Annotated in this window: 25 protein-coding genes, 1 tRNA gene and 1 riboswitch; of the genes, 10 read left to right on the top strand and 16 right to left on the bottom strand. The window is 71.7% G+C overall.

The genetic code is table 11. The features are described 5' to 3' along the window. Positions 1 to 336 precede the first annotated feature (336 nt). Together IE109_RS29965 and IE109_RS29960 are read left to right on the top strand one after the other, a co-directional pair. Positions 337 to 1,350, top strand: coding sequence for an SEC-C domain-containing protein (locus IE109_RS29965; protein ID WP_189554501.1), 1,014 nt, complete (start codon positions 337 to 339; stop codon positions 1,348 to 1,350). Positions 1,351 to 1,484: 134 nt separating this feature from the next. Then, positions 1,485 to 1,958, top strand: a complete 474-nt coding sequence (locus tag IE109_RS29960; protein WP_229891720.1) for an excalibur calcium-binding domain-containing protein — start codon at positions 1,485 to 1,487, stop codon at positions 1,956 to 1,958. Positions 1,959 to 1,972: 14 nt separating this feature from the next. On the opposite strand, the gene IE109_RS29955 is transcribed toward IE109_RS29960, so the two are convergent. The 3 genes from IE109_RS29955 to IE109_RS29945 form a co-directional block, all read right to left on the bottom strand. Next, complete coding sequence (locus IE109_RS29955; RefSeq protein WP_189554500.1) at positions 1,973 to 3,076, bottom strand: MrcB family domain-containing protein; 1,104 nt, start codon at positions 3,074 to 3,076, stop codon at positions 1,973 to 1,975. Between the two features lie 90 nt (positions 3,077 to 3,166). Next, complete coding sequence (locus IE109_RS29950) at positions 3,167 to 3,451, bottom strand: hypothetical protein (protein WP_189554499.1); 285 nt, start codon at positions 3,449 to 3,451, stop codon at positions 3,167 to 3,169. 378 nt (positions 3,452 to 3,829) lie between these two features. Further along, entirely contained in the window at positions 3,830 to 4,441 is a 612-nt protein-coding gene (locus IE109_RS29945; RefSeq protein ID WP_189554498.1) for a hypothetical protein, read from the bottom strand. A gap of 265 nt (positions 4,442 to 4,706) precedes the next feature. Between IE109_RS29945 and IE109_RS29940 the strand changes: the two genes are divergently transcribed. Further along, complete coding sequence (locus IE109_RS29940) at positions 4,707 to 4,958, top strand: hypothetical protein (RefSeq protein ID WP_189554497.1); 252 nt, start codon at positions 4,707 to 4,709, stop codon at positions 4,956 to 4,958. A gap of 52 nt (positions 4,959 to 5,010) precedes the next feature. Further along, complete coding sequence (locus IE109_RS29935) at positions 5,011 to 5,313, top strand: hypothetical protein (RefSeq protein ID WP_189554496.1); 303 nt, start codon at positions 5,011 to 5,013, stop codon at positions 5,311 to 5,313. A gap of 316 nt (positions 5,314 to 5,629) precedes the next feature. Here the strand turns inward: IE109_RS29935 and IE109_RS29930 are convergent, their stop codons facing one another. The 5 genes from IE109_RS29930 to IE109_RS29910 form a co-directional block, all read right to left on the bottom strand. Next, positions 5,630 to 6,919 carry a DUF445 domain-containing protein gene (locus IE109_RS29930; RefSeq protein WP_229891718.1) on the bottom strand — a complete coding sequence of 430 codons (1,290 nt, stop codon included), beginning with the start codon at positions 6,917 to 6,919 and terminating at the stop codon, positions 5,630 to 5,632. A gap of 90 nt (positions 6,920 to 7,009) precedes the next feature. Next, on the bottom strand, positions 7,010 to 7,621 hold the full coding sequence (locus tag IE109_RS29925) for a DUF1707 SHOCT-like domain-containing protein (RefSeq protein WP_189554494.1): 612 nt from the start codon (positions 7,619 to 7,621) through the stop codon (positions 7,010 to 7,012). Positions 7,622 to 7,825: 204 nt separating this feature from the next. After that, the gene (locus IE109_RS29920; RefSeq protein ID WP_189554528.1) at positions 7,826 to 8,803 is read right to left on the bottom strand and encodes an ABC transporter ATP-binding protein; all 978 of its coding nucleotides are present in this window, start codon (positions 8,801 to 8,803) and stop codon (positions 7,826 to 7,828) included. 8 nt (positions 8,804 to 8,811) lie between these two features. Next, on the bottom strand, positions 8,812 to 9,576 hold the full coding sequence (locus IE109_RS29915; RefSeq protein ID WP_189554529.1) for an ABC transporter permease: 765 nt from the start codon (positions 9,574 to 9,576) through the stop codon (positions 8,812 to 8,814). Between the two features lie 40 nt (positions 9,577 to 9,616). Then, a complete protein-coding gene (locus IE109_RS29910; RefSeq protein ID WP_189554493.1) occupies positions 9,617 to 10,417 on the bottom strand; it encodes an ABC transporter permease in 801 nt (266 codons plus the stop codon). 170 nt (positions 10,418 to 10,587) lie between these two features. On the opposite strand from IE109_RS29910, the gene IE109_RS29905 reads away from it, so the two are divergent. Next, the gene (locus IE109_RS29905; RefSeq protein ID WP_189554492.1) at positions 10,588 to 13,338 is read left to right on the top strand and encodes a transglycosylase domain-containing protein; all 2,751 of its coding nucleotides are present in this window, start codon (positions 10,588 to 10,590) and stop codon (positions 13,336 to 13,338) included. Positions 13,339 to 13,374: 36 nt separating this feature from the next. Here the strand turns inward: IE109_RS29905 and IE109_RS29900 are convergent, their stop codons facing one another. The 3 genes from IE109_RS29900 to IE109_RS29890 form a co-directional block, all read right to left on the bottom strand. Then, positions 13,375 to 13,695, bottom strand: a complete 321-nt coding sequence (locus tag IE109_RS29900; protein ID WP_189554491.1) for a DMT family transporter — start codon at positions 13,693 to 13,695, stop codon at positions 13,375 to 13,377. Positions 13,696 to 13,732: 37 nt separating this feature from the next. Beyond that, positions 13,733 to 13,798: riboswitch (guanidine-III (ykkC-III) riboswitch) on the bottom strand. Between the two features lie 100 nt (positions 13,799 to 13,898). Beyond that, complete coding sequence (locus IE109_RS29895) at positions 13,899 to 14,237, bottom strand: GroES family chaperonin (protein ID WP_073750705.1); 339 nt, start codon at positions 14,235 to 14,237, stop codon at positions 13,899 to 13,901. A 56-nt stretch (positions 14,238 to 14,293) separates the two neighbouring features. Next, the gene (locus tag IE109_RS29890; protein ID WP_189554490.1) at positions 14,294 to 14,614 is read right to left on the bottom strand and encodes a DUF3618 domain-containing protein; all 321 of its coding nucleotides are present in this window, start codon (positions 14,612 to 14,614) and stop codon (positions 14,294 to 14,296) included. A gap of 132 nt (positions 14,615 to 14,746) precedes the next feature. On the opposite strand from IE109_RS29890, the gene bcp reads away from it, so the two are divergent. The 3 genes from bcp to IE109_RS29875 all read left to right on the top strand — a co-directional run bounded on the left by bcp (position 14,747) and on the right by IE109_RS29875 (position 17,081). Then, positions 14,747 to 15,214: a thioredoxin-dependent thiol peroxidase gene (bcp, locus tag IE109_RS29885; RefSeq protein ID WP_189554489.1), complete on the top strand. Its 468-nt coding sequence runs from the start codon at positions 14,747 to 14,749 to the stop codon at positions 15,212 to 15,214. A gap of 252 nt (positions 15,215 to 15,466) precedes the next feature. Continuing rightward, positions 15,467 to 16,948, top strand: coding sequence for a glycine betaine/L-proline transporter ProP (gene proP, locus IE109_RS29880; protein WP_189554488.1), 1,482 nt, complete (start codon positions 15,467 to 15,469; stop codon positions 16,946 to 16,948). A gap of 49 nt (positions 16,949 to 16,997) precedes the next feature. Continuing rightward, positions 16,998 to 17,081: transfer RNA gene (locus tag IE109_RS29875), tRNA-Leu, on the top strand. A 64-nt stretch (positions 17,082 to 17,145) separates the two neighbouring features. Here IE109_RS29875 and rdgB read toward each other — a convergent pair. The 4 genes from rdgB to IE109_RS29855 all read right to left on the bottom strand — a co-directional run bounded on the left by rdgB (position 17,146) and on the right by IE109_RS29855 (position 19,275). Continuing rightward, positions 17,146 to 17,748 carry an RdgB/HAM1 family non-canonical purine NTP pyrophosphatase gene (gene rdgB, locus IE109_RS29870; RefSeq protein ID WP_189554487.1) on the bottom strand — a complete coding sequence of 201 codons (603 nt, stop codon included), beginning with the start codon at positions 17,746 to 17,748 and terminating at the stop codon, positions 17,146 to 17,148. A gap of 11 nt (positions 17,749 to 17,759) precedes the next feature. Then, positions 17,760 to 18,143, bottom strand: a complete 384-nt coding sequence (locus IE109_RS29865; RefSeq protein ID WP_189554486.1) for a hypothetical protein — start codon at positions 18,141 to 18,143, stop codon at positions 17,760 to 17,762. A 90-nt stretch (positions 18,144 to 18,233) separates the two neighbouring features. After that, positions 18,234 to 18,965: a ribonuclease PH gene (rph, locus tag IE109_RS29860; protein ID WP_189554485.1), complete on the bottom strand. Its 732-nt coding sequence runs from the start codon at positions 18,963 to 18,965 to the stop codon at positions 18,234 to 18,236. Positions 18,966 to 19,041: 76 nt separating this feature from the next. After that, positions 19,042 to 19,275: a PTS sugar transporter subunit IIB gene (locus tag IE109_RS29855; protein WP_031076305.1), complete on the bottom strand. Its 234-nt coding sequence runs from the start codon at positions 19,273 to 19,275 to the stop codon at positions 19,042 to 19,044. A gap of 188 nt (positions 19,276 to 19,463) precedes the next feature. Between IE109_RS29855 and IE109_RS29850 the strand changes: the two genes are divergently transcribed. Both IE109_RS29850 and IE109_RS29845 read left to right on the top strand, forming a co-directional pair. Beyond that, entirely contained in the window at positions 19,464 to 20,762 is a 1,299-nt protein-coding gene (locus tag IE109_RS29850; protein ID WP_189554484.1) for a PTS transporter subunit EIIC, read from the top strand. Between the two features lie 253 nt (positions 20,763 to 21,015). Then, a complete protein-coding gene (locus IE109_RS29845; RefSeq protein WP_189554483.1) occupies positions 21,016 to 22,278 on the top strand; it encodes a PTS transporter subunit EIIC in 1,263 nt (420 codons plus the stop codon). Positions 22,279 to 22,331: 53 nt separating this feature from the next. Here the strand turns inward: IE109_RS29845 and IE109_RS29840 are convergent, their stop codons facing one another. Further along, positions 22,332 to 23,084, bottom strand: coding sequence for an MBL fold metallo-hydrolase (locus IE109_RS29840; RefSeq protein ID WP_189554482.1), 753 nt, complete (start codon positions 23,082 to 23,084; stop codon positions 22,332 to 22,334). Positions 23,085 to 23,168 lie beyond the last annotated feature (84 nt).

Genomic DNA, 23,168 nt, shown 5'->3' with positions numbered 1-23,168 from the left:
TGAACTCCCGGCCCTGCCCCCGGTCCGGCGCCCCGACCGGGCCGGCGGTGCCCCGAGGGCGGGGCAGGTCGGCCGGCGGTACCCGGCGCCCGTACCGCCCACGTCCCCGGCCCCGCACCGCCCAGTCCCCGGCCCCGCACCGCATGCGCCCGCCCTCGCCCCGGACTTTCCCGCATGCGCCCCGCACGCGTGCCGTGCCCGCGGGCGGGAGCGCCGCGCGTCGCCCGTACCGCCACCGCCGCCGTACCACCACCGGCGACCGCACGCACGCGGTGGCACGGCAGGTGCTCGCCCGTCGGCCCACCGCACCCGCCGCACGGCAGTACGGTGTCACCCATGCGCCCCGACACGCCTGCCGATCACATCACCGAAGCCGAGCGTCTGCTGCGCACCGCGGCGCAGTACCCCGAGGACCGCGAACCGCTGCTCCTCAGGGCGGCCGCCCACCTGGAGCTGGCCGGCGCCCGCACGCGCGCGACGACGCTGTACGACGACCTCCTGGCCGCGACACCGCCCCCGGAGAACCCGCAGCTGATCAGGGCCCTGAAGGCGGCCAACCTGTGGGAGTACGGCCACGAGGCCGAGGCCCGGGTCATCATCGACGGCATCCGCGCGACGCCCCCGTCGGACGCCGCCGCGTGGGAGATCGTCGCCGAGACGCTGGAGGCCCACGACGAGCTGGAGTCCAGCGAGGCCGTCTTCTCCACCGCCGTCACCGGCCTGCTCCCCTCGCCCGACGACGAGGTGCCGTACCCCTCGCAGTCCCTCCTCATGGGCCGCCACCGGGTGCGCCGCCTGCTCGGGCTCCGCCACGACGACTGGGACGTCCTGGCCGACCGCCTCCACACCGGCTCCGTCCCGCTCGACGAGCTGCACGACCCCAAGCGCCTGTGGTCCCTCGGCTCCTCCGACCCGGCGGAACTCCAGGCGGAGATCGCCCGCCTGCGCAGCGAACTCGGCTCGTACCGCACGGCCCTGTCCCGCCCCTTCCCGGTGGCCGTCCTGCTCTGGCCGGCCGACGAGCTGGCCGAGCTGCTCGCGGCCTACCCGGAACTGGAGTCGGAGTACCCCACGCACGCGGCGCACCTCACGGACCTGGAGGCCTCCCTGCGCGAGCTCTCCGCCGCGGGCACCCCGAACCTGGGCATCGTCCAGGGGACGGTCCCCTCGTACGAGGCGTTCGCCGCCTCCGAGTCGGCCTCCCCCTCCAACGCGGCCCTGCTCCCCCAGTACGCCACCACCCTCGCCGCCCGTGGCCGCGCCACCCCCTGGCCCCCGTCCCGCACCTCCCCCTGCTGGTGCGGCTCGGGCACGAAGTACGGCGACTGCCACGGGACGGCGCGGATCTGACCGTCCAGGATTTGGAGCATTCGCCTCCTCTTCACCGGACCCGTGCAGTATTTTCACCATGAACTACTGCCGCTGACTGGCGCCCTGTTCCCCCACGCAGTCCCAGTCCCTGTGTATGAGGGAGAACCGCGCCCATGACCAACTCCTACCAGCAGCCGTCCGCCGCCCGCCCCCTGTACCGCATGAAGCGCGTCTGGGCGGGCGGCTTGCTGCTCCTGATGATCGGCACGGGCTGCGGGGCCATGGGCTCCGAGGACTCCGCCACCTCCACCAGGAAGGCCGCCCCCGCTCCCACCGTCACCACCACGGCCACCGCGACGGTCACCGCCACCCCCGCCGCGGCCCCGGCCCCCGCGGTCACCGTCACCGCGACCGTCACGGCGACGGCCACGGTCACCCGCCAGGCCCCCGCAGCGGCCGACAACGACGACGCGACCATCACCGACTCGGACACTGACTCCGGCTCCAACTCCGGTGGCGAGAACGTCTACTACGCCAACTGCGCCGCCGCCCGCGCCGCCGGCGCCGCCCCCGTCCACCGCGGCGACCCCGGCTACGCCCGCCACCTGGACCGCGACAACGACGGCGTGGGCTGCGACAACGGCTGAGCCGGTCCCTCGCCCTAATCAGCCAGACGCCACTTAACGACTTGCTCGGAGCCTCCCCAACCACTGGGACGCTCCCACATGGCCACAATGCCGAGCGTTGCTAGGTAGTCGGTGAACTCCCCGATATCGTGCGTGAAGAGAGCCAGTAGGTACGGAGGACGCTGCCCCTTCTTCTCGTAGTAGAAGTGCCGGTACTCGTACAGCTGCCCCACCGCTTCACGTACGGCACGGTATTCCTGCCCTGGCTTAACCGTCTTGCCCTCGACAAGCCACTCGCGCCCTGGTGAGCGATGATGACGCAGGACCACGTCCCGGGGGTGCACCCCTCGCGTAATCGGGATATACCCGCACGCAACGGCATGTTGGGCGAACCGCAGCAGCAGCGCCTCATGCTCCCTGGTTCGCTCTTGCCGACCTCCTTGGACATCGACGTAATAGCTTTCGCTACTCTTTGCCCGAAACCCACTCAGCGAGCGGTTGCCATGCGCACGGTCCGGATACTCGAAGACGGGTTCGTCATCCTTCGGCGCTTGCAGCCAAAAGCGGTCAACGACGGCGGCATCTCTAAGGAGCTGAACCGCCTCCCCTAGATCACTAATCAGGACGTCATCCGCCGGCAAATCATCTACCCTGTACCGCCGCGCCGCCACATTGGCTTTCTCGTACGAGCGAGGGCGCCAGTGCTGAGGGGCGACGAGCAGGTCCATTGAGTCCCTCCACCGCTCGGCCAGCACCGGACGCAAAGCTCCACGCAGTGTCTGGGCTTGAGCCATCAAATAGCGGTGGAGCTTGCCACCCTTCCCATATGCCCTGCTTAGCTTGGTCACACCCTGTTGCAGTGTCAGCGTGACAGTCGTGCGCGGGTAGTCGAAGATGTAAGCGAGGTAGAGGCCATCGTGTGGGTTCTCGTTGATGGTTCGATCGAAGACGCCGATCCAGGGGGTCAAACTCGCCTTTCCCTGACCGCCGTACCCAACCGCGAAGCACCCTGTGGGCCAGGGAAGGTCCGTTCGCTCCTGCACCGCCCACAGTAGGGCGTGTCCTGGAAGGTCACTAGACGCCATGCCATCCGGCTCGTAGGTCTTGGCGATACGTATCAGCAGGTCACGAAGAGACATTCGCCGAAGCTAGCCCGGAAGCATCACACTGAGCCACACCATCCCTCGACCGCTGACAATTTTATTACGAAGCGTCGCCCGGTCTGACCGTCATGCCGCATGTGCCCCCCGGCAGAAGCGAGTAGCGATGTTGCGACCGGCGGCCCCGGGCAGCGGCGTGGGCACCATGACCTCGTAGGCGTCGACGAACATGACGTAGGGCTTGCTTTCGGTTGACTGGCGCATCTCCTCGGCGACGGGATACGACACAGCGTGTCCCAGCTCGGCGTTCGACAGGAAGTCGAGCCCCGCGTCGGGTCCGACTCGAGCGTATGCGACCGGCCGCCGTCCCGAAGCCCGGCAGGCCCATGTCGGGTCCTCGAGGATCTTGGACAAGACCTCGCCGTCCTCGGCGAATTGCGTGTTCTTGCGGCCATTTGGAGTTGCGGATGGACGTGCTGCCATTAGCGGCGTAGGCAATGTCGAGGTGGTCGAGCCTGACACTCTGGCCGCCGACCTCCATGCGCGGGATCGCCGCCGCGACCTCCTGCTGCCCCGGCGTCGGCAGTCCCGGGTCCAGGCGTGCCGAACGGCACGTGCCGGCGTGCGGTTGCGCGGTTCCTTACAGGAGCCGGGACTGGCCGGTCCCGGTCGTACTGGGCGAGCGATTCCTCACGGTTGAAGAATTACGGTTGAGGCGCCGAAGCCCGTCGATATCGCGGCCTGACCGGCGTGGTTCGCTCCCCCGGTCGCCCCGACGAGACGTGGGTGAGGTTACGGGACGCCGTGCTCGACCACCCCCCGGAAAAGCGTCATCAACCCACCAACGAGCGGCTGTGGGGCGGTCCTGGCCTCGGCCAGGAGGTCGTCGGGGTGGCACAGGCCGCGGGCGGTGATTTCCGCGAGCAGGGTGCTGGCCGTGTTTCCGGTGCCGAGGTGCCCGAGGGTGTCCAGGACCGCTCGGGCCAGGGGGGCGCAGGCGAGGCCGTCGACCGGGACGCGGTGGGCGGGGCGGACGGTGGGGCGGACGCGGACGTAGGCGTGGCCGCGCGGGGCGGCGCGGTGGGTGACCAGGACGTCGACCTGCGGCGTGGCGGGCAGGGAGGTCACGCCGTACAGGGCGAGGGCGGCCGGCCCGGTGAGGAGGGCGTCGGGACCCGCGTACAGGAGGGCGCCGCGCAGGCGCTGGCGCGGGGTGGGCGGGGTGGCCTGGAGGGCGATGACCCGGGGCAGGAGGCGGCGCCACGGGCCGGGCGGCCGGCAGCGGGCGGCGGTCACGGAGGAGGCACAGCCCAGGTCCATCAGCTGGTGCACGGTGGCCACGCCGTCCTGGGCGACGACCAGCGGATCGGTGGCGAGCAGCTGCGGCGGGATGGGGATCGGCATGCGCGTTTGGTGCCCGGGCGGGGCGGACGCCTATCCGGAGGACGGCATGCCGTTACGCGATGGTGGCAGGAAGGGTTCTGCACGCCCCTGTTGGTCATCCGATGGACACGTCGTCGTAGGGCGGCCGGGCGTACACCGGCCGTGTCGGGCAAGGGGGACGCACGCGGGTGGAGCACTGTGGAGGGCATGCCCGGGCTCCCCGTGACCCGCCCGGCAGCGCGACCCGACCGCCAGCGTGGACCCGACCGACAGGTGGACACCGACCATGGCCCGACGCCCCCTCGCCCCGGCCCGCCCCCGTCCCCGTCCCCGTGCGCCGCGCCGGCTGCTGCTGGGCCTGCTGTGCTCCGTCGCCGCGGCGCTGCTGGTCCGGGGGGTGACCCTGCTGCTCCCCGGCGAGGTGACCGCCTCCGTACCGGGCTGGACGCCGACCGGTCTGGTGCTCGTGGTGGCCCTCGCCCTCGGCGGCCTCGTGTACGCGCGCACCCGCCGCACCCGGCCCCGGCCGCCGCGTTAGCCTCGGGGCGAGGCAGGAACACCCGTACGGACGGAAGGCAGGACAGCGAGAGATGGCCAGGATTCCGGCAACAGCTGTGGCGGCGAGCGGGCTCGTCGGTGGGTACGCCGTGGCGCGGTGGACGAAGAAGCGGCCCCTCGGTGGGGTCGCGCTGGCGGCGGCGGGGGCCGTGGCGGCGCGGGAGTGGCAGCAGCGCAGCGGCGGCAGGGCGGCGGCGGCGCTGACCGCGGCGTACGTCGCGGCCTTCGCCGGGTCGCATCCGCTGGCCAAGAAGGTGGGGGCGTGGCCGGCGGTCTTCTCGGTGGCCGGGGGCATGGCCGCGGCGTCGTGGGCGGTCGGCCGCAGGAGCCGGTGAGCGGGATCTCGCCGTGGTGAACACCTGCCGGGGTTGAACGCCCGCGCGACGGCGTACGTATGGAACAGCACCTCCCCACAGTGGCCGGGCGGGTGACCGGCCGGGCAGGGACCGGTCACCCGCCCGGCTCGCCCCTCCGGGCGAGCCGGGCCCAAGGGCCCCGCAGCGGGCCCTCGTACGGCAGGCCGCGCCACGGGTGCCGGACGCCGGGTCGCGGGACGCCCGGGTCGCGGGACGCCCGGGGCGCGGGACGCCCGGGGTGCCGGGGGTCCCGGGCGCCACGGGCACCGGAGGTGCGGGGCAGCCCCGGGGGCGGTCAGCCGCCCAGGGCGTGGGAGACCGTGTAGATCAGCAGGCCCGCCAGCGCGCCGACGACCGTGCCGTTGATGCGGATGAACTGCAGGTCACGGCCGATGTGGGCCTCGATCTTCCGGGACGTCTGGTCGGCGTCCCAGCTGGCGACCGTGTCGCTGATCAGCGAGGTGATCTCGGCGCGGTACGTCGTGACGACGTACACCGCCGCGTCCTCGACCCAGCCCTCCACCTTGGCCTGGAGGCGGCTGTCGGTGGCCAGCCGGGTGCCGAGCGAGAGCAGGGACGCGCGGGCGCGGAGGCGGAGTTCACTGCGCTCGTCCTCGGCCGCCGAGATGACCATGGCGCGTACGGAGGCCCAGGCCGAGGCGATGATGTCCTGGACCTCCGGCCGGGCCACCAGGTCCGACTTCAGGCGCTCCACCCGCGCGCGGGTCTCCGTGTCGCCCTGGAGGTCGGTCGCGAAGTCCGTCAGGAACCGGTCCAGCGCGCCGCGCGCCGGGTGCGCGGGCATGTCCCGCATCTCGGTGACGAACCGCAGCAGCTCCCTGTGGACGCGCTCGCCGACCTTGCGGTCCACGAAGCGGGGGGTCCACCCCGGGGCGCCGCCCTGCACCGCGTCCATGATCGAGTCGGTGTGCAGGACCAGCCAGTCGTGGGCGCGGTTGCAGACCAGGTCGACCGCCCCGTGGTGCGCCCCGTCGGCGACGACCTTCCCCAGGGTCCTGCCGATCCCGGGCGCGATCTCCGCCGCCTCGGCCCGCCTCGTGATGGCCTCCCCCACCACCGCCTGGACGTCCGCGTCCCGCAGCACGGTCAGCGCGCCGCGCAGCGCCGTGGACAGCTCGGCCGTGACCCGGTCGGCGTGGGCGGGCTCGGCCAGCCAGGCGCCGAGGCGGCTGCCGATGCCGAGGGCGTGGAGCCGGGCCCGTACGACGCCCTCGTTGAGGAAGTTCTCGCCGACGAAGGAGCCGAGCGCGGTGCCCAGCTGGTCCTTCTTGGTGGGGATGATCGCCGTGTGCGGGATGGGCAACCCCATGGGGCGGCGGAACAGCGCGGTGACGGCGAACCAGTCCGCCAGCGCGCCGACCATGCCGGCCTCGGCCGCCGCCGCCACGTAGCCGGGCCAGCCGGTGACGCCGGAGCTCCGCGCCCAGGTGGCCAGCACGTAGATGACGGCCACCAGAAGCAGCAGGGCGGTCGCGGTGAGCTTCATCCGGCGCACGCCGCGGCGTTTCTCCTCGTCCGCCGCCGTGTACGAGAAGGCGACCAGCGGGGTCTTCGTTCGGTTCATCCGGCTCCACCCGTCCGCGCGCATGCGTACCTACGTCCCTATCTCAGGTACTCCTCAGCCGCACGGCGAGTTCCCCGAACCCCCGGAAGATCACTTCCGCAGCTGCTTGCGGGAGGACTTCCGTTCCTTGCGTCTGACGTCGACCCCGCCCATCAGCGCGAACCCGGTGATGCGTACCCGGGGTGAGCCGGGCGTGCCCGCGCCCGCGCCCCGGTCGTCGAAGCCGCCCATGAAGCCCTGGCCGGTCACCTCGACGTGCAGGTCGGGCGGGACGACCACCTGGATGCCGCCCATGACGGCGAAGCACCGGATGACGACCTCCCGGTCCTCGAAGTCGGCGTCGCGCAGGTCGATGTCCCCGCCGCCCTGGAGGACGGCCGCCGTGAAGTTCCGCGCGACGCTCCACTTCCCGCGCCGCCCGAAGCCGCTCCAGAAGGCGAAGGCGCCCTTGGAGGTGGCGGGCCTCCCGACGCGGCCGTGCCAGTCGCCCTCCACGGCCCCGGCGGCCGGGGTCACCGCCTCCGGCAGGTCGCGCACCAGGGGGACCAACTCCGCCTGCGTACGCGCCTTGTAGGCGAGGTCGAGGCGCTCCTCGAACTCGCCCATGTCGAGGCGGCCCTCCGCGTACGCGTTCCGCAGCCGCTCCGCGACGCGCTCCCGCTCGGCGTCCGAGGCCCGCATCTCGGGCAGTTCGCTCGTCATGCGAACAGCCTAGTGCGGGGTACGGCCGGACGGCCCGTCGTTCGCCGGCCCGCCGCGCCGCCGGACGCCGTCCACCGGTCGGCGGACCGCCGTGCCGTCCCGCCCGCCACCCGGTCACCGCCTACCGACCACAGGCCGCAGGCCGCAGACCACGGGCCACGCCGACCGACCACCGACCGTCGCCCACCGACCACCGGCCGCTGCTCACCCGTCCGCCGACCGCTCCGCGTACATCTTGGCGATGACGCTCTCGATGTCCGGCTCCCGCACCGACAGGTCCACCAGCGGGTAGTCCGCCGCGATCCGCGCCACCAGCGGTGCCGCCGACCGGGCGGCGGGAAACGCCAGCCACTGCCGCGGCCCCTCGACCTTCACCACCCGGGCGCCGTCCGCGGTGATGGGGGGCAGCTCGCGCTCCAGGTCCACCACCAGCGTCCGCTCGCTCTCGCCCACCTCGTGCAGGCCGCCGAGGGGGCCGTCGTACATCAGGCGTCCGTGGTCGATGACCATGACCCGCTTGCACAGCTGCTCGATGTCGGTCAGGTCGTGCGTGGTCAGGAGCACCGTGGTGCCGCGCTCGGCGTTCAGGTCCCGGAGGAAGTCGCGGACCTTCGCCTTGGAGATCACGTCCAGGCCGATGGTCGGCTCGTCCAGATAGAGGACCTCCGGGTCGTGCAGCAGCGCCGCCGCGATGTCGCCGCGCATCCGCTGCCCCAGCGAGAGCTGACGGACCGGCACCTCCAGCAGCTCGGCGAGGTCGAGCAGCTCGACGCACCGCTCCAGGTTCTCGCGGAAGCGGGCGTCCGGGACGCGGTACATACGGTGGACCAGGCGGTAGGAGTCCCGCAGCGGCAGGTCCCACCAGAGCGTCGTGCGCTGCCCGAACACCACCCCGATGCGCCGGGCCAGCCGCGTCCGGTCCCGGGACGGGTCGATGCCCGCGACCCGCAGCCGGCCGCCGCTGGGGGTGAGGATGCCGGTCAGCATCTTGATGGTGGTGGACTTCCCGGCGCCGTTGGGCCCGATGTACCCGACCATCTCGCCGCGCGGCACCCGGAAGCTGATGCCGTCGACCGCCCGCACCTGGTGCTTCTCGCGGCGGAAGCGGCCGGTCCTGCGGCGTACGTCGAAGACCTTCTCGACGCCGTCCAGCTCGATGAAGTCGTACGTGCCGTCCCGCATGTCCCCGCTCAGCTCCCCGTACTCCGGTACGAACGAATCCCCGCCCGCCACGCCAGCCCCGCCACCACCCAGAACACCGCCGCCACCACCGGTGACACGAACGCCGCCCACCCCGGCAACCCGCCCGGCGCCTGGCGACCCAGCACGTACAGCGCCGGCACCCAGTTCACGAAGGCGAGCGGCACCACGTACACCACCCCGCGCACCAGGTCCTGCGCGAAGATCACCGGCGGGTACTGGAGCAGCGTGTTCCCGCCGTAGGTGAACGCGTTGGCGACCTCCGAGCCGTCCTGGGCCCAGAACTGGAACGCCGCGCCCACCACCATGACCGCCGAGAAGATCAGCCACCCGCTCAGCACCGTCACGGGCACCAGCACCACCTTCGCCGGCGTCCACGCCACGTCGAGCAGCACCAGCGACCAGACCAGCACGGCCAGTCCCTGGGTCACGCGGCCCAGCCGCCGCAGCGCGAACCGGTCCGCCGCCACCTGCGCCAGCACCGGGACCGGCCGCACCAGCAGCGTGTCCAGCGTCCCGTCCCGCACCCGGCGCCCCAGCCGCTGCACCTGGCCCAGCGACAGGTCGGCCAGCCCGAAGGCGGTGCCGGTCGTCCCGTACAGGAAGGCCACCTCGGCGAACGAGAAGCCGCCCAGCCCGTCCACCTGACCGAACATCAGCAGGATGACGACGAAGTCGAACCCGGTGGCCGTGAAATTGGACAGCAGCGTCATCGCGAAGGAGAAGCGGTACGTCATCGTCGACCGCACCCACATCGCGGCGATCAGTCCGTACGCGCGCAGCCCCGCGCCCACCTCAGCCACCCTGGACCACCACCCGCCGGGTCGCCACGGCCTGGAGCACGCGCCCCGCCGCCAGCAGCACCACCGCCCAGCCGGCCTGGAAGGCGTACGTCCCCACCAGCTCCCAGCCGGTGCGCTTCTCCAGGAACACGTCCGCCGGTACCTGGAGCAGTGACGCCCACGGCAGCAGCCGCGCCACCTCGCCCAGCGCCCCGGGGAAGACGGTCAGCGGCAGCAGCATCCCCGAGAAGAACGTCCCCGACAGCCACGCCACCTGCACCACCCCGGCCCCGTCCATCAGCCAGAACGCGCTCAGCGCCACCAGGAACCAGACGGCGAAGCTCACCACCACCCCCAGCGCCACCGACACCAGGAAGGCGACCCAGGTCAGCGGGCGTTCGGGCAGGGCGAGGTCGAAGGCGAGCGCCCCGATCGCCATGGGCGCCACCCCCCGCCCCAGCAGTTGGAAGGCGGAGCGGCCCACGGCGACCGACAGCCACCACAGCTGGAGGTCCGCCGGGCGGTAGAGGTCGACGGCGATGTCCCCCGTCTTGACGCGCTCCATCAGTTCGTCCTCGAACCCGCCGCCCATGAGTCCGCAGGTCGCGAGCAGCGCCTGTCCGATCCACACATAGGCGAGCGCCTCGGCCATGTCGTAGCCGCCGAGGCCGGGCCGCTCGTCCCAGAGAGCCATATAGGTGTACGCCAGGATGAAGCCGAAGACGGTGTTGGTGAACACCCCGGCGGCGGTCGCCACCCGGTACGTCGCATAGCGCCGGAACCCACCCGCCGCCACGGCCGCGTACAGCCGCATGTCCGCGCTCCCTCCCGTACCCGGCAGGGCCGGAGCCGAGGAGCCTAGTCCGACCGCGCCCCCGCCCGCGAGCGGTTTTCGGCTGCCGTTGCCGGGGTTGGCCGGGTGGGCCGTGCACTATGAGGGGACCGCACAAAACGCCTCATAAGCGACGAACCAGGCCGGAGATCATGAGCGACGAGCCACCGCAGCCAGGCTGGGAGCCCCGCGACCCGACCGACGCCGGGCCGCCCCGGGAAGCCCCATCCCCTGCCGACCACCCCGCCGGGCCCACGGGAACGGGCCGCCGCACCGGGACCGGGGCCGGAAGCGACCGCCCCGCCGGAACCGACCGCCCCGCCGAGCCCGCCGAGCCCGCCGAGCCCACCGAGCCCGCCGAGCCCGCCGAGCCCGCCGAGCCCGCCGCCGAGCCCACCGATCCCACCGATCCCACCGAGCCCACCGATCCCCCGGCCGACCGGACGGAGCCGACCGGCCGGACCACCACCCGCACCACCGCCACCGGCCCCCGCACCACCGCCACCTTCCCCCGCGCCGGCACCACCCGCGCCACCCGCACCACCGGCAGGAGGAAGCGCACCGGGCTGCGGCGGTTCCTCCCCACCTGGCGGGTGGTCCTCGGCGCCTTCCTCCTCGCCGCCCTGCTGCTGATCGGCGGCTTCTTCGCCGGCTACCACTTCGTCGACATCCCGCCCGCCAACGCCGCCGCCACGGCGCAGTCCAACGTGTTCCTGTACGAGGACGGCACCCCGCTCGCCCAGAAGGGTGACGTCAACCGCGAGAACGTGCGGCTCTCTCAGGTGCCCGCCACCGTCCAGCACGCGGTCCTCGCCGCCGAGGACCGCGACTTCTACTCCCAGCCGGGTGTCGATCCCGAGGCGATGGTGCGCGCCGCCTGGAACACGCTCACCGGGAAGGGCACCCAGGGCGGCTCCACGATCACCCAGCAGTACGTCAAGAACTACTACCTGGGCCAGGAGCAGACCCTCGTCCGGAAGGCCAAGGAGTTCTTCATCTCGATCAAACTCGACCGGGAGAAGGCCAAGGACGACATCTTCCAGGGGTACCTCAACACCAGCTTCTACGGCCGCAACGCCTACGGGATCCAGGCCGCCGCCCGCGCCTACTACGGCAGGGACGCCCAGGACCTGACCACCGCCCAGGGCGCCTACCTCGCCGTCCTGCTCAACGCGCCCAGCGCGTACGACGTCGACGGCCGCCCCGAGAACCGCGCCAAGGCGCTCCGGCGCTGGAACTACGTCCTGGACGCCATGGTCACGGAGAAGTGGCTCAGCCCCGCCGCCCGGGCCGCCACCACCTTCCCCGAACCCGAGGAGGTGACGGCCACCACCGGCCTGTCCGGCCAGCGCGGCTACATCGTCCAGGCGGTCGAGGACTACCTCACCGACCACGACGTCATCGACGCCAAGACCCTCGCGCAGGGCGGCTTCCGGATCACCACGACCCTCCAGCAGGACAAGCAGGAGTCCCTCGCCGCCGCCGTCGACGAGCAGGTCACGTCACGGCTCGACGAGGGCAACGAGACGGACCGCTACGTACGGGTCGGCGGCGTGTCCATCGACCCGGCCACCAGCAAGGTCGTCGCCATGTACGGCGGCGTCGACTACACCCGGCAGTTCGTCAACAACGCGACCCGCCGCGACTACCAGGTCGGCTCCACCTTCAAGCCGTTCGTGCTGGCCGCCGCCGTGGACAACGCCTCCGTCACCCAGGACGGCGAACGCATCACGCCCCACACCCGTTACGACGGCACCAACAAGCGCCAGGTCCAGGGCTGGACCGGCAGCCCGTACGCCCCGGCCAACGAGGACGACGTCGACTACGGTCCCATCACCCTGCGCACCGCCACCGACAAGTCCGTCAACGCCGTGTACGCGCAACTGGCCGTGGACGTGGGACCGGCGAAGGTGGAGCAGACCGCCATCGAGCTGGGCCTGCCCGCCGACACACCCGATCTGAACCCCTCCCCCTCGATCGCGCTCGGCCCCGCCACCGCGAGCGTGCTCGACATGGCGGAGGCGTACGCGACCCTCGCGAACCACGGCAAGCACGGCACGTACGCGCTGGTCGAGAGGATCGAGAAGGACGGCACCGCGCTGCCCCTGCCCACCGCCAAGAGCCGGCAGGTGATCAGCAGGGAGGCCGCCGACACGACGACGGCCGTGCTGCGCGGCGTCATCGAGGGCGGCACCGGCACCGCCGCCCAGGCCGCCGGGCGGCCCGCCGCCGGCAAGACCGGGACGGCGGAGGACGACAAGGCGGCCTGGTTCGCCGGCTACACCCCGGAGCTGGCGACCGTCATCACCGTGATGGGGCAGGACCCGGACACCGGAGCGCAGAAACCCCTCTACGGGGCGCTGGGGCTGGAGCGCATGAACGGCGGCGGGGCGCCGGCGGAGATCTGGGGCGAGTACACGCGGGCTGCCCTGCGGGGCAGCGAGGTGCGGGACTTCGACCTGGTGCTCGCGCGGGGCACGGAGGAGCAGCTGGAGCAGCCGGACCCCTCGGGCTCGGGCGACCCGGAGGACCCGGGCGGCTGGGATCCGGAGGGCGTCGGGGCGGGCCGGGAACGCGGCGAGGGCTCCGACGGGTACGACGGCTATCGCGGTCCCGGCAGCCCGGGCGGCGGAGCCCGGGAACCGTCCGGTACGCAAGGGGCCGGCGGGGCGAGCGGTACGGCTGGGCAGGCGGAGCCGGGCACACCGGGTTCCGGCCGCCCCGGCGCACCCGGCGTCCCGGGCGGCGCGCCGGCCGGCGACCAGGCCCCCGGCCCGGACGACACCGGCGCGAACGGCACCGGCACGGGTGCGGGTCCCGGCGTCGGTCCCGGCGCGGGGCCCGTGCCGGGCATGCCCGCCGGGCCACCCGGCGGGCCGGCACCGGCCGTACCGTTCCGGTAGCCGCCGCGCGCTGTTCCGCCACCGCCGCGCGCCGGCCTAGTGCCCCGAGGTCGCCTTCAGGCCCACCACCGCGACCAGCAGCAGGCAGACGAAGAAGATCCGCGCGGCGGTGACCGGCTCACCCAGCACCACCATGCCCACCACCGCCGCACCCGCCGCGCCGATCCCGACCCACACGCCGTACGCGGTCCCGATCGGCAGGGTCTTCGCGGCCTGGGAAAGCAGCGCCATGCTGGCGACGATCCCGGCCCCGGTGAGCAGGCTCGGCCACAGCCGGGTGAACCCGTCAGTGAACTTCATCCCGATCGACCAGCCCACTTCCAGCAGACCGGCGACGATCAACAGAACCCAGGCCATGGCGGCACCTCCGGAACGCGACGACGTACGAACAAGGGGTGCGTCGTCTTTGCGTGACCCGGTACGGCGCGTCTCGTCGGGGTCCTCCACGCTAGCAAACGGCTGCGCGAAAGGGCCTGGTGGCGTCCGCCACCAGGCCCTTTCGCGCACGCGTACCGGAGCCGCGTACCGGAACCGAAGCCGCAACCGCAGCCGCAGCCGCCCTACAGATACAGGCCGGTCGAGTCCTCCGACCCGCCGAACCGGTCCGCCGCGACCGCGTGCAGGTCGCGTTCCCGCATCAGTACGTACGCCACGCCCCGCACCTCGACCTCGGCACGGTCCTCGGGGTCGTACAGCACCCGGTCACCGGTTTCCACGGTCCGCACGTTCTGGCCGACCGCGACCACCTCGGCCCAGGCGAGGCGGCGGCCGACGGCGGCGGTCGCCGGAATCAGGATGCCGCCGCCCGAACGCCTCTCGCCCTCGGGCGTGTCGGTGCGGACCAGCACCCGGTCGTGCAACATCCGGATGGGCAGCTTGTCGTGGGTGTTCTCGCTCACGCCAGGAAACCTACCTGCCCCGCCGCCTCCCGCACGCCGGAGGGTCACGACTCGCGTCAGCCCTTGCGCTTCCGGACGCTCATGGCGAGCAGTCCCACCACGCCGACGGCGAGCAGGGCCACCGGCACCACCCGCTCCAGACGCGGGGTGCCGTCCTCCGAGACGAACCGTCCCTTCACGTCCGTCACGACGCGGTTCACGGTGACGAAGGCGCGTCCGGCGGTCTGGTCGACCGTCGACGCCACCCTCGCCTTCGCGTCCCCGATGATCGTCTTCGGGTGCACGCGCACGCCGATCTCGTCGAGAGTGACGGCGAGCTGCTCGCGTCGGCGGACGATGTCCGCCTCGATCTGCGCAGGGGTCCTGGCTTCCGACACCGCGCTGCCTCCGTAGGTCCGGCCGAATCCGTGGTGGCCAGTCTGTCAGCTCAGGGGCCCGGTGACTGTCGCAGACCCCCATTAGGCTCTGAACGCGTACGACCATCCCCCTTCCCGAGGAGCCAGGAAGCCATGAGCGAGCGACTGCAGCCCGGCGACACCGCCCCCGCCTTCACCCTGCCCGACGCGGACGGCAAGGACGTCTCGCTCGAGGAATACCGGGGCCGCAAGGTCATCGTCTACTTCTACCCGGCCGCCCTGACGCCCGGCTGCACCAAGCAGGCGTGCGACTTCACCGACAACCTCCACGTGCTGGCCGACGCCGGTTACGACGTGATCGGCGTGTCGCCGGACAAGCCGGAGAAGCTGGCGAAGTTCCGCGAGAAGGAGGACCTGAAGGTCACTCTGGTCGGCGACCCGTCCAAGGAGACGCTGACGGCGTACGGCGCCTTCGGGGAGAAGAAGCTGTACGGCAAGACCGTGACGGGCGTGATCCGCTCCACCGTCGTCGTGGACGAGGAGGGCAAGGTCGAGCGGGCGCTGTACAACGTGAAGGCGACCGGCCACGTCGCGAAGATCATCAAGGACCTCGGCATCTGAGCCGCCCGGCTTCCGGGTCCGGCGCCGCCTCTCCCGGCCGCCCCCTCCGGCGCCCCCGCCTCCCCCTCCGGCGGCCTCCGCCCCGTCCGCCCCTCCGGCGGCCTCCGCCCGGCCCGAAGCGGGGCCGTCAGGTCCGGCGCCCTTTCGCCGTGTGACCGAAGTCCCACCGGTGCGGGACTTCGGTTTGCGATCGCTACCCGTGAGCAGGTGTTCCCCTCGGATTGATCCACCGTCCAGGAAAGGAACCTGCCCATGGCGGCCACGACCGATCCGGCGGCGGTCAGGCGCCACCGCATGCTGTTCCGCACCATCCAGCAGCGGAGGAACCCGAAGCTCAGGCGGTCCGACATCACCGTCACCGACCCGGCGGCGGTCAAGCGGGCCGTGAAGGCCGCCTCGCTCGGCAACGCCATGGAGTGGTTCGACTTCGGCATCTACAGCTACCTGGCCGTCACGATCGGCCATGTCTTCTTCCCCTCCGGGAACGACACCGCGCAGCTGCTGTCCTCCTTCGCGACCTTCGCCGTCGCCTTCCTGGTCCGGCCGCTGGGCGGCATGGTCTTCGGCCCGATGGGCGACCGCATCGGGCGAAAGAAGGTCCTCGCCCTCACGATGATCCTGATGGCGGTCGGGACGTTCGCCATCGGGCTGATCCCCTCGTACGCCTCCATCGGCTTCTGGGCCCCGGTCCTGCTGATCCTCTTCCGGCTGGTCCAGGGCTTCTCGACGGGCGGCGAGTACGGCGGCGCGTCGACCTTCATCGCCGAGTACGCCCCGGACAAGAGGCGCGGCTTCTTCGGCAGCTTCCTGGAGTTCGGCACGCTGGCGGGCTACGTGGGCGCCGCGGGCCTGGTGACGGTGCTGACCGCCGTCCTGGGCGACGCGTCCATGGAGGCCTGGGGCTGGCGCGTGCCGTTCCTGGTGGCGGGCCCGCTGGGCCTGGTCGGGCTCTACCTGCGGCTGCGGCTCGACGAGACGCCGGCCTTCCGGAAGCTGGAGGCGGAGAAGGCGTCGGCCTCCGAGGCGGCCGATCCGGTGGAGACCTCGGCGAAGGGCGACCTCGGGACGATCTTCCGCCAGTACTGGCCGACGCTGGTGCTGTGCGTCGCGCTCGTCGGGGCGTACAACATCACCGATTACATGCTGCTGTCGTACATGCCGACGTACCTCTCGGACGAGCTCGGCTACAGCGCGACGCACGGGCTGCTGATCCTGCTGGCCGTCATGGTGTTCCTGATGCTGATCATCAGCCGGGTGGGGCGGCTGAGCGACCGGTTCGGCCGCAAGCCGCTGCTGATGACGGGCATGCTGGGCTTCCTGTTCCTGTCGGCCCCGGCGTTCTGGCTGATCGGCCTGGGCGGCGTCCTCGCCGTCTCGGCGGGCATGCTGATGCTCGGCCTGTCGCTGGTGTGCCTGCTGGGCACGATGTCGGCGGCGCTCCCGGCGCTGTTCCCGACCCATGTGCGGTACGGCTCGCTGTCGGTGGGCTACAACCTGTCGGCCTCCCTCTTCGGCGGCACCACGCCCCTGGTGATCACCGCGCTGATCGGCGTCACCGGCAGCACCCTGATGCCCGCGTACTACGCGATGGCGGCGGCCCTGGTGGGCGTGATCGCGGTGGCCTGCATGAAGGAGACGGCCCGTCAGCCCCTGGACGGCTCACCGCCCTCGGTCTGCACCAAGGAGGAGGCCGCGGAACTGGTCCAGTCCCGCGCGCCGGAGCCCCGGTTCTGACGGGGGCGGCGGGCGGCGGCGGGCGGCCCACTACGATGGGGGCGCGCACGCGGCCGTGGTGGAACTGGCAGTCACGCTGGGTTTAGGTCCCAGTGGGGTAACACCCGTGAGGGTTCGAGTCCCTCCGGCCGCACGCACGGCAAGGGCCGCCTCCCGGTGCACGGGGGGCGGCCCTTGCGGCGTGTGCGCGCCGGGCGTCAGCCGACCAGTTCCCGCAGGACGGGGACGAGGGCGCGGAAGGCGTGGCCCCGGTGGCTGATGGCGTTCTTCTCGGCGGGCGTCAGTTCGGCGCACGTGCGGCTGTCGCCGTCCGGCTGGAGGATCGGGTCGTAGCCGAAGCCGCCGGTGCCGGACGGGGCGTGGCGCAGGGTGCCGCGGAGGCGGCCCTCCACCACGCGTTCGGTGCCGTCGGGGAGGGCCAGGGCGGCGGCGCAGGCGAAGTGGGCGCCGCGGTGGGGGGTGTCGATGTCGGCGAGCTGGGCGAGGAGGAGTTCCAGGTTGGCCCGGTCGTCGCCGTGCCGGCCCGCCCAGCGGGCCGAGAAGATGCCGGGCGCGCCGCCGAGGACGTCGACGCAGAGGCCGGAGTCGTCGGCGACGGCGGGCAGACCGGTTGCCTCGGCGAGGGCGTGCGCCTTGAGGAGGGCGTTCTCGGCGAAGGTGACGCCGGTCTCCTTGACGTCGGGGATCTCGGGGTAGGCGTCCGCGCCGACGAGGTCGTGGTCGAGGCCCGCGTCGGCGAGGATCGCGTGCAGTTCGGTGATCTTCCCGGCGTTGCGGGTGGCGAGGATCAGGCGGGTCATGCTCCCAGTATCTACGGGGTGCAGACCTTGCCGATCTCGGTGGCGGCGTCCGTGACGGGCTTGATGTCGGGGGTGGTGTCGCCGTCGCGCACGGCGGCGCGGACGGATTCGACGCCCCTGCCCAGGTCGTCGACGGCCTTGGACAGGTCGGCGTTGTCCGTCTTGCCCTTGAGGCTGTCGAGTTCCCGGTCGATCTCGTCGAGGGACTCGTTCAGCCGGGTCGGGTCACCGGTGGCGGTGGAGACGGCCCGGCCGAGCCGGTCGACACTGGTGGCGATGGCGTCGGCGGCCTGGACGCAGTCCATGGCCTTGTCGAGCGCGCCGCAGCCGACCGCTGTGGTCAGGGCGAGAACCGCGGTGGCGGCGGCGAGTGCGGCGGTACGGCGTCGGCGCATGGAACGGGTCCTCCCCGGGCTGTGGACGGGCGTACGGTTCGGCCCGTACGCCCGCACTCTTAGGGACGCCGCCGGGGGCGTCCGCGGTTGCTAGCGGGTGATGGCGAGGGCGTCGCGCTGGAGGGCGGCGAGGTCGGCGCAGCCGCCGGTGGCGAGGTCCAGCAGGGCGTTGAGCTCCTTGCGGTCGAAGGGCTCGGCCTCGGCGGTGCCCTGGACCTCGACGAAGCGGCCGTCGCCGGTGCAGACGACGTTCATGTCGGTCTCGGCGCGGACGTCCTCCTCGTAGCAGAGGTCGAGCAGCGGTGTGCCGTCGACGATGCCGACGGAGACGGCGGCGACGGTGCCGGTGAGGGGCTTGCGGCCGGCCTTGACGAGTTTCCTGCCCTGCGCCCAGGCGACGGCGTCGGCGAGGGCGACGTAGGCGCCGGTGATGGCGGCGGTGCGGGTGCCGCCGTCGGCCTGGAGGACGTCGCAGTCGAGGACGATGGTGTTCTCGCCGAGGGCCTTGTAGTCGATGACGGCGCGGAGGGACCGGCCGATGAGCCGGCTGATCTCGTGGGTGCGGCCGCCGATCCGGCCGCGTACGGACTCGCGGTCGCCGCGGGTGTTGGTGGAGCGCGGCAGCATCGAGTACTCGGCGGTCACCCAGCCTTCGCCGCTGCCCTTGCGCCAGCGCGGGACGCCCTCGGTGACGGATGCGGTGCAGAACACCTTGGTGTCGCCGAAGGAGATGAGGACGGAGCCCTCGGCGTGCTTGCTCCATCCGCGTTCGATGGTGACCGGGCGGAGCTGTTCGGGGGTGCGGCCGTCGATTCGAGACATGGGACGAGCCTAGTGGGCGATGTGCGAGGGGCCCGTTCCGGTACCGGAACGGGCCCCTCACGGGTGAGCGGTCGGCTCACATCATGTCTTCGATCTCGGCGGCGATCGGGTCGGCGTCGGTGCCGATGACGACCTGGATCGCGGAGCCCATCTTGACGACGCCGTGGGCGCCGGCGGCCTTGAGGGCGGCCTCGTCGACCAGGGCGGGGTCGGCGACCTCGGTGCGCAGGCGGGTGATGCAGCCTTCGACCTCTTCGATGTTGTCGATACCGCCGAGCCCGGCGACGATCTTCTCAGCCTTGCTGGCCATGTCTTTCTCCCTGCGTCAAAGGGCCGTTCCGGAGCACTGAGCGCTGCTCGGCCCACCTAGGTCTTTCGTCACGGTAACGCACGGTTGGCCCATCTTCGCGGGCGCATTACCCGGTTGTACCGAAGGATGACGATCACCAGCGCCTACCATATCGCAACTGGTCTACACCAGTCTTCAGGAGGACGCCGATGAGCTCCGAGAGCGCGGCCGCGTCGAAGCCTGTCCCCCGGCAGAAGCGGGGGGCCGGTCTCTTCCAGGGACTGCAGAAGATGGGCCGCAGCCTCCAGCTGCCCATCGCCGTCCTGCCGGCCGCGGGCATCCTCAACCGGCTGGGCCAGCCGGACGTCTTCGGCGCCGACGGGCTGGGCTGGAACGACGTCGCCCGGGTGATGGCGGGCGCGGGCGGCGCCCTGCTCGACGCGGACCTGGGCCTGCCGCTGCTGTTCTGCGTCGGCGTCGCGATCGGCATGGCCAAGAAGGCGGACGGCTCCACGGCGCTCGCGGCGGTGACGGGGTTCCTGGTCTACCGGGGCGTGCTGCGGGCCTTCCCCAAGGACTGCCCGCCGGGCACCAGGGACGTCAACGGCGGCTGCCTCGGCGCGGACGACACCTTCGTGTCGTACACGTACCAGAATCCGGGCGTCTTCGGCGGCATCGTGATGGGCCTGCTCACGGCGTACGTCTGGCAGCGCTTCCACCGTACGAAGCTGGTCGACTGGCTGGGCTTCTTCAACGGCCGCAGGCTGGTGCCGATCCTGATGTCGTTCCTCGCGATCGCGTTCGCGGTGGTGTGCCTGTTCGTGTGGCCGCCGGTCGGCGACGCGCTGGAGAGCTTCAGCGACTGGCTGATCGGGCTGGGGTCCTGGGGTGCGGGCATCTTCGGGGTGGCGAACCGGGCGCTGCTGGTCATCGGCCTGCACCAGTTCCTCAACGTGCCCGTCTGGTTCCAGTTCGGCTCGTACACCAAGCCGGACGGGACGGTGGTGCACGGCGACATCAGCATGTTCCTCGCGGGCGACCCGAACGCGGGGCAGTTCACCACCGGCTTCTTCCCGATCATGATGTTCGCGCTGCCGGCCGCCGCGCTCGCCATCACGCACTGTGCCAAGCCGCACCGCCGCAAGGAGGTCGGCGGCCTGATGCTCTCGGTCGCCCTCACCTCGTTCGTCACGGGCATCACCGAGCCGATCGAGTACTCGTTCCTCTTCATCGCGCCGGTGCTGTACGCGGTGCACGCCCTGCTGACCGGCGTGTCCATGGCGGTGACCTGGGCGTTCGGCGTCAAGGACGGCTTCAGCTTCTCGGCGGGCCTGATCGACTACGTCATCAACTGGGGGCTGGCGACCAAACCGTGGCTGATCATTCCGATCGGCCTGGCCTTCGCGGTGGTGTATTACGCGGTCTTCCGCTTCGCGATCACGAAATTCGACCTGAAGACACCGGGCCGTGAGCCCGAGGAAGCGGAGACGGACGTCACCAAGCCGTAGCCGCCGCTCCGGCGGTCGCCCGGCCGCGTCCGGCGGCGGCGCCGCCCGCCGCACCCGAAGGGGCCCCGGTCATGGGGCCCCTTCAGCGTTATCAAATCGCAAGTTCCTTATCTAACCCTCACCGTGCTACAACAGGTCTACACCAGTTAATGGTGTAGACCACGCGGCGTTGCGCCGCGTTCCCCGAGACGCCGCCGTCCCCCATTAGACATCAATGTCCCCGGGCGGCGCCTTGCCCACCTGGAGGAACCTGATGTCCACCGCCACCGCCCCCGAGGCGGAGAAGAAGAAGGGCGCCGGCGCGATGGCCGTCCTGCAGCGCATCGGCCGCAGCCTCATGCTGCCGGTCGCCGTGCTGCCGGCCGCGGCGCTCCTGGTGCGTTTCGGCCAGCCGGACATGCTCGGCCGGGAGTCGTTCCCGACGTTCATCACCAAGATCGCGGGCTATATGGCCGCCGGCGGTGGCGCCCTGCTGGACAACATGGCGCTGCTCTTCGCCGTCGGTATCGCGATCGGCTTCGCGAAGAAGTCCGACGGCTCCACCGCGCTGGCCGCGGTCGTCGGTTACCTCGTCTTCAAGAGCGTGCTCGGCACCTTCACCGACAGCAGCCTGCCGAAGAAGGAAGCCATCGTCGACGGCAAGATCGTCATGGTCGAGCAGGCGGTCGACGCCAAGGTGCTCGGCGGCGTGGTCATGGGGCTCATCGTGGCGCTGCTCTACCAGCGCTTCTACCGCACCAAGCTGCCCGACTGGCTGGGCTTCTTCGGCGGTCGCCGCCTGGTCCCGATCCTCTCCGCCTTCGCCGGCCTGGTCGCGGGCATCCTCTTCGGCCTGATCTGGCCGTGGCTCGGCGCGGGCCTGCACAACTTCGGTGAGTGGCTCGTCGGCTCCGGCGCCGTGGGCGCGGGCATCTTCGGTGTCGCCAACCGCGCGCTGATCCCGGTCGGCATGCACCACCTGCTGAACTCCTTCCCGTGGCTCCAGGCCGGCGAGTACAACGGCAAGAGCGGCGACATCGCCCGGTTCCTCGCCGGCGACCCGACCGCCGGCCAGTTCATGACCGGCTTCTTCCCGATCATGATGTTCGCCCTCCCCGCCGCGTGCCTCGCGATCGTCCACTGCGCCCGCCCCGAGCGCCGCAAGGTCGTCGGCGGCATGATGTTCTCCCTCGCGCTGACCTCCTTCGTCACCGGTGTCACCGAGCCGATCGAGTTCACCTTCATGTTCATCGCCCCGGTGCTGTACGCGGTCCACGCGGTGCTGACCGGTGTCTCCATGGCGCTGACCTGGGCGCTCGGCATGAAGGACGGCTTCGGCTTCTCGGCCGGCGCCATCGACTTCCTGCTGAACCTGGGCATCGCGTCCAACCCGTGGGGCCTGGCCCTGGTCGGCCTGTGCTTCGCGGCGGTCTACTACGTGGTCTTCCGCTTCGCGATCACCAAGTTCAACCTCCCCACGCCGGGCCGCGAGTCCGACGAGGAGCTCGCCGAGCTCCAGAAGGCCGAGGCCAAGTAGCCGACGCCGAAGGCCCCCGGAACCGAACGGTTCCGGGGGCCTTCCGCATGTCGTCAGACCTGGTAGACCGCGCCCGCGTGCGCCAGCTCCGAGGGCCCGTCGTACACCGCCCGCGCGTCCGCCAGGTTGCGCTCGGCGTCGGTCCAGGGCGGGATGTGGGTGAGCACCAGCCGTCCCGCGCCCGCCCGGGCGGCGTGCGCGCCGGCCTCACGGCCGTTCAGGTGCAGGCCGGGGATGTCCTCCTTGCCGTACGTGAAGGACGCCTCGCACAGGAACAGGTCCGCGCCCGCGGCGAGCGCGTCCAGTTCGTCGCAGACCCCCGTGTCCCCGGAGTACACGAGGGACTTCCCGCCGTGCTCCAGCCGGATCCCGTAGGCCTCCACGGGGTGGCAGACCTTCTCCGTGCGCACCCGGAACGGGCCGAGGTCGAACGAGCCGGACTTCAGCGCGTGGAAGTCGAACACCTCGCTCATCGACGTGTCCGACGGTGTGTCCGCGTACGCCGTGGTGAGGCGCTGCTCGGCACCGTCCGGCGCGTAGACGGGGATGGCGGGGCAGCGACCGCCCTCGTGGCGGTAGTAGCGCGCGACGAAGTACCCGCACATGTCGATGCAGTGATCGGCGTGCAGGTGGCTGAGGAAGATCGCGTCGAGGTCGTACAGACCGATGTGGCGCTGCAGCTCGCCCAGGGCGCCGTTGCCCATGTCGAGGAGCAGCCGGAAGCCGTCGGCCTCTACGAGGTAGCTCGAACAGGCCGATTCCGCGGACGGGAACGACCCCGAGCAGCCGACGACGGTGAGCTTCATGGAGCGAGAACCTCCGTGGAAGGGAGCCGGGCAGGCGCTGACAGGGGAGGTCGTGCGGTTTACCGAGCGTAAGGCGCGGCACGG

Source organism: Streptomyces lavendofoliae, assembly GCF_014649735.1.
Lineage (GTDB): Bacteria > Actinomycetota > Actinomycetes > Streptomycetales > Streptomycetaceae > Streptomyces > Streptomyces lavendofoliae.
The sequence above is the reverse complement of the archived record's forward strand: the minus strand, read 5'-3'. Positions and strand labels throughout refer to the sequence as shown.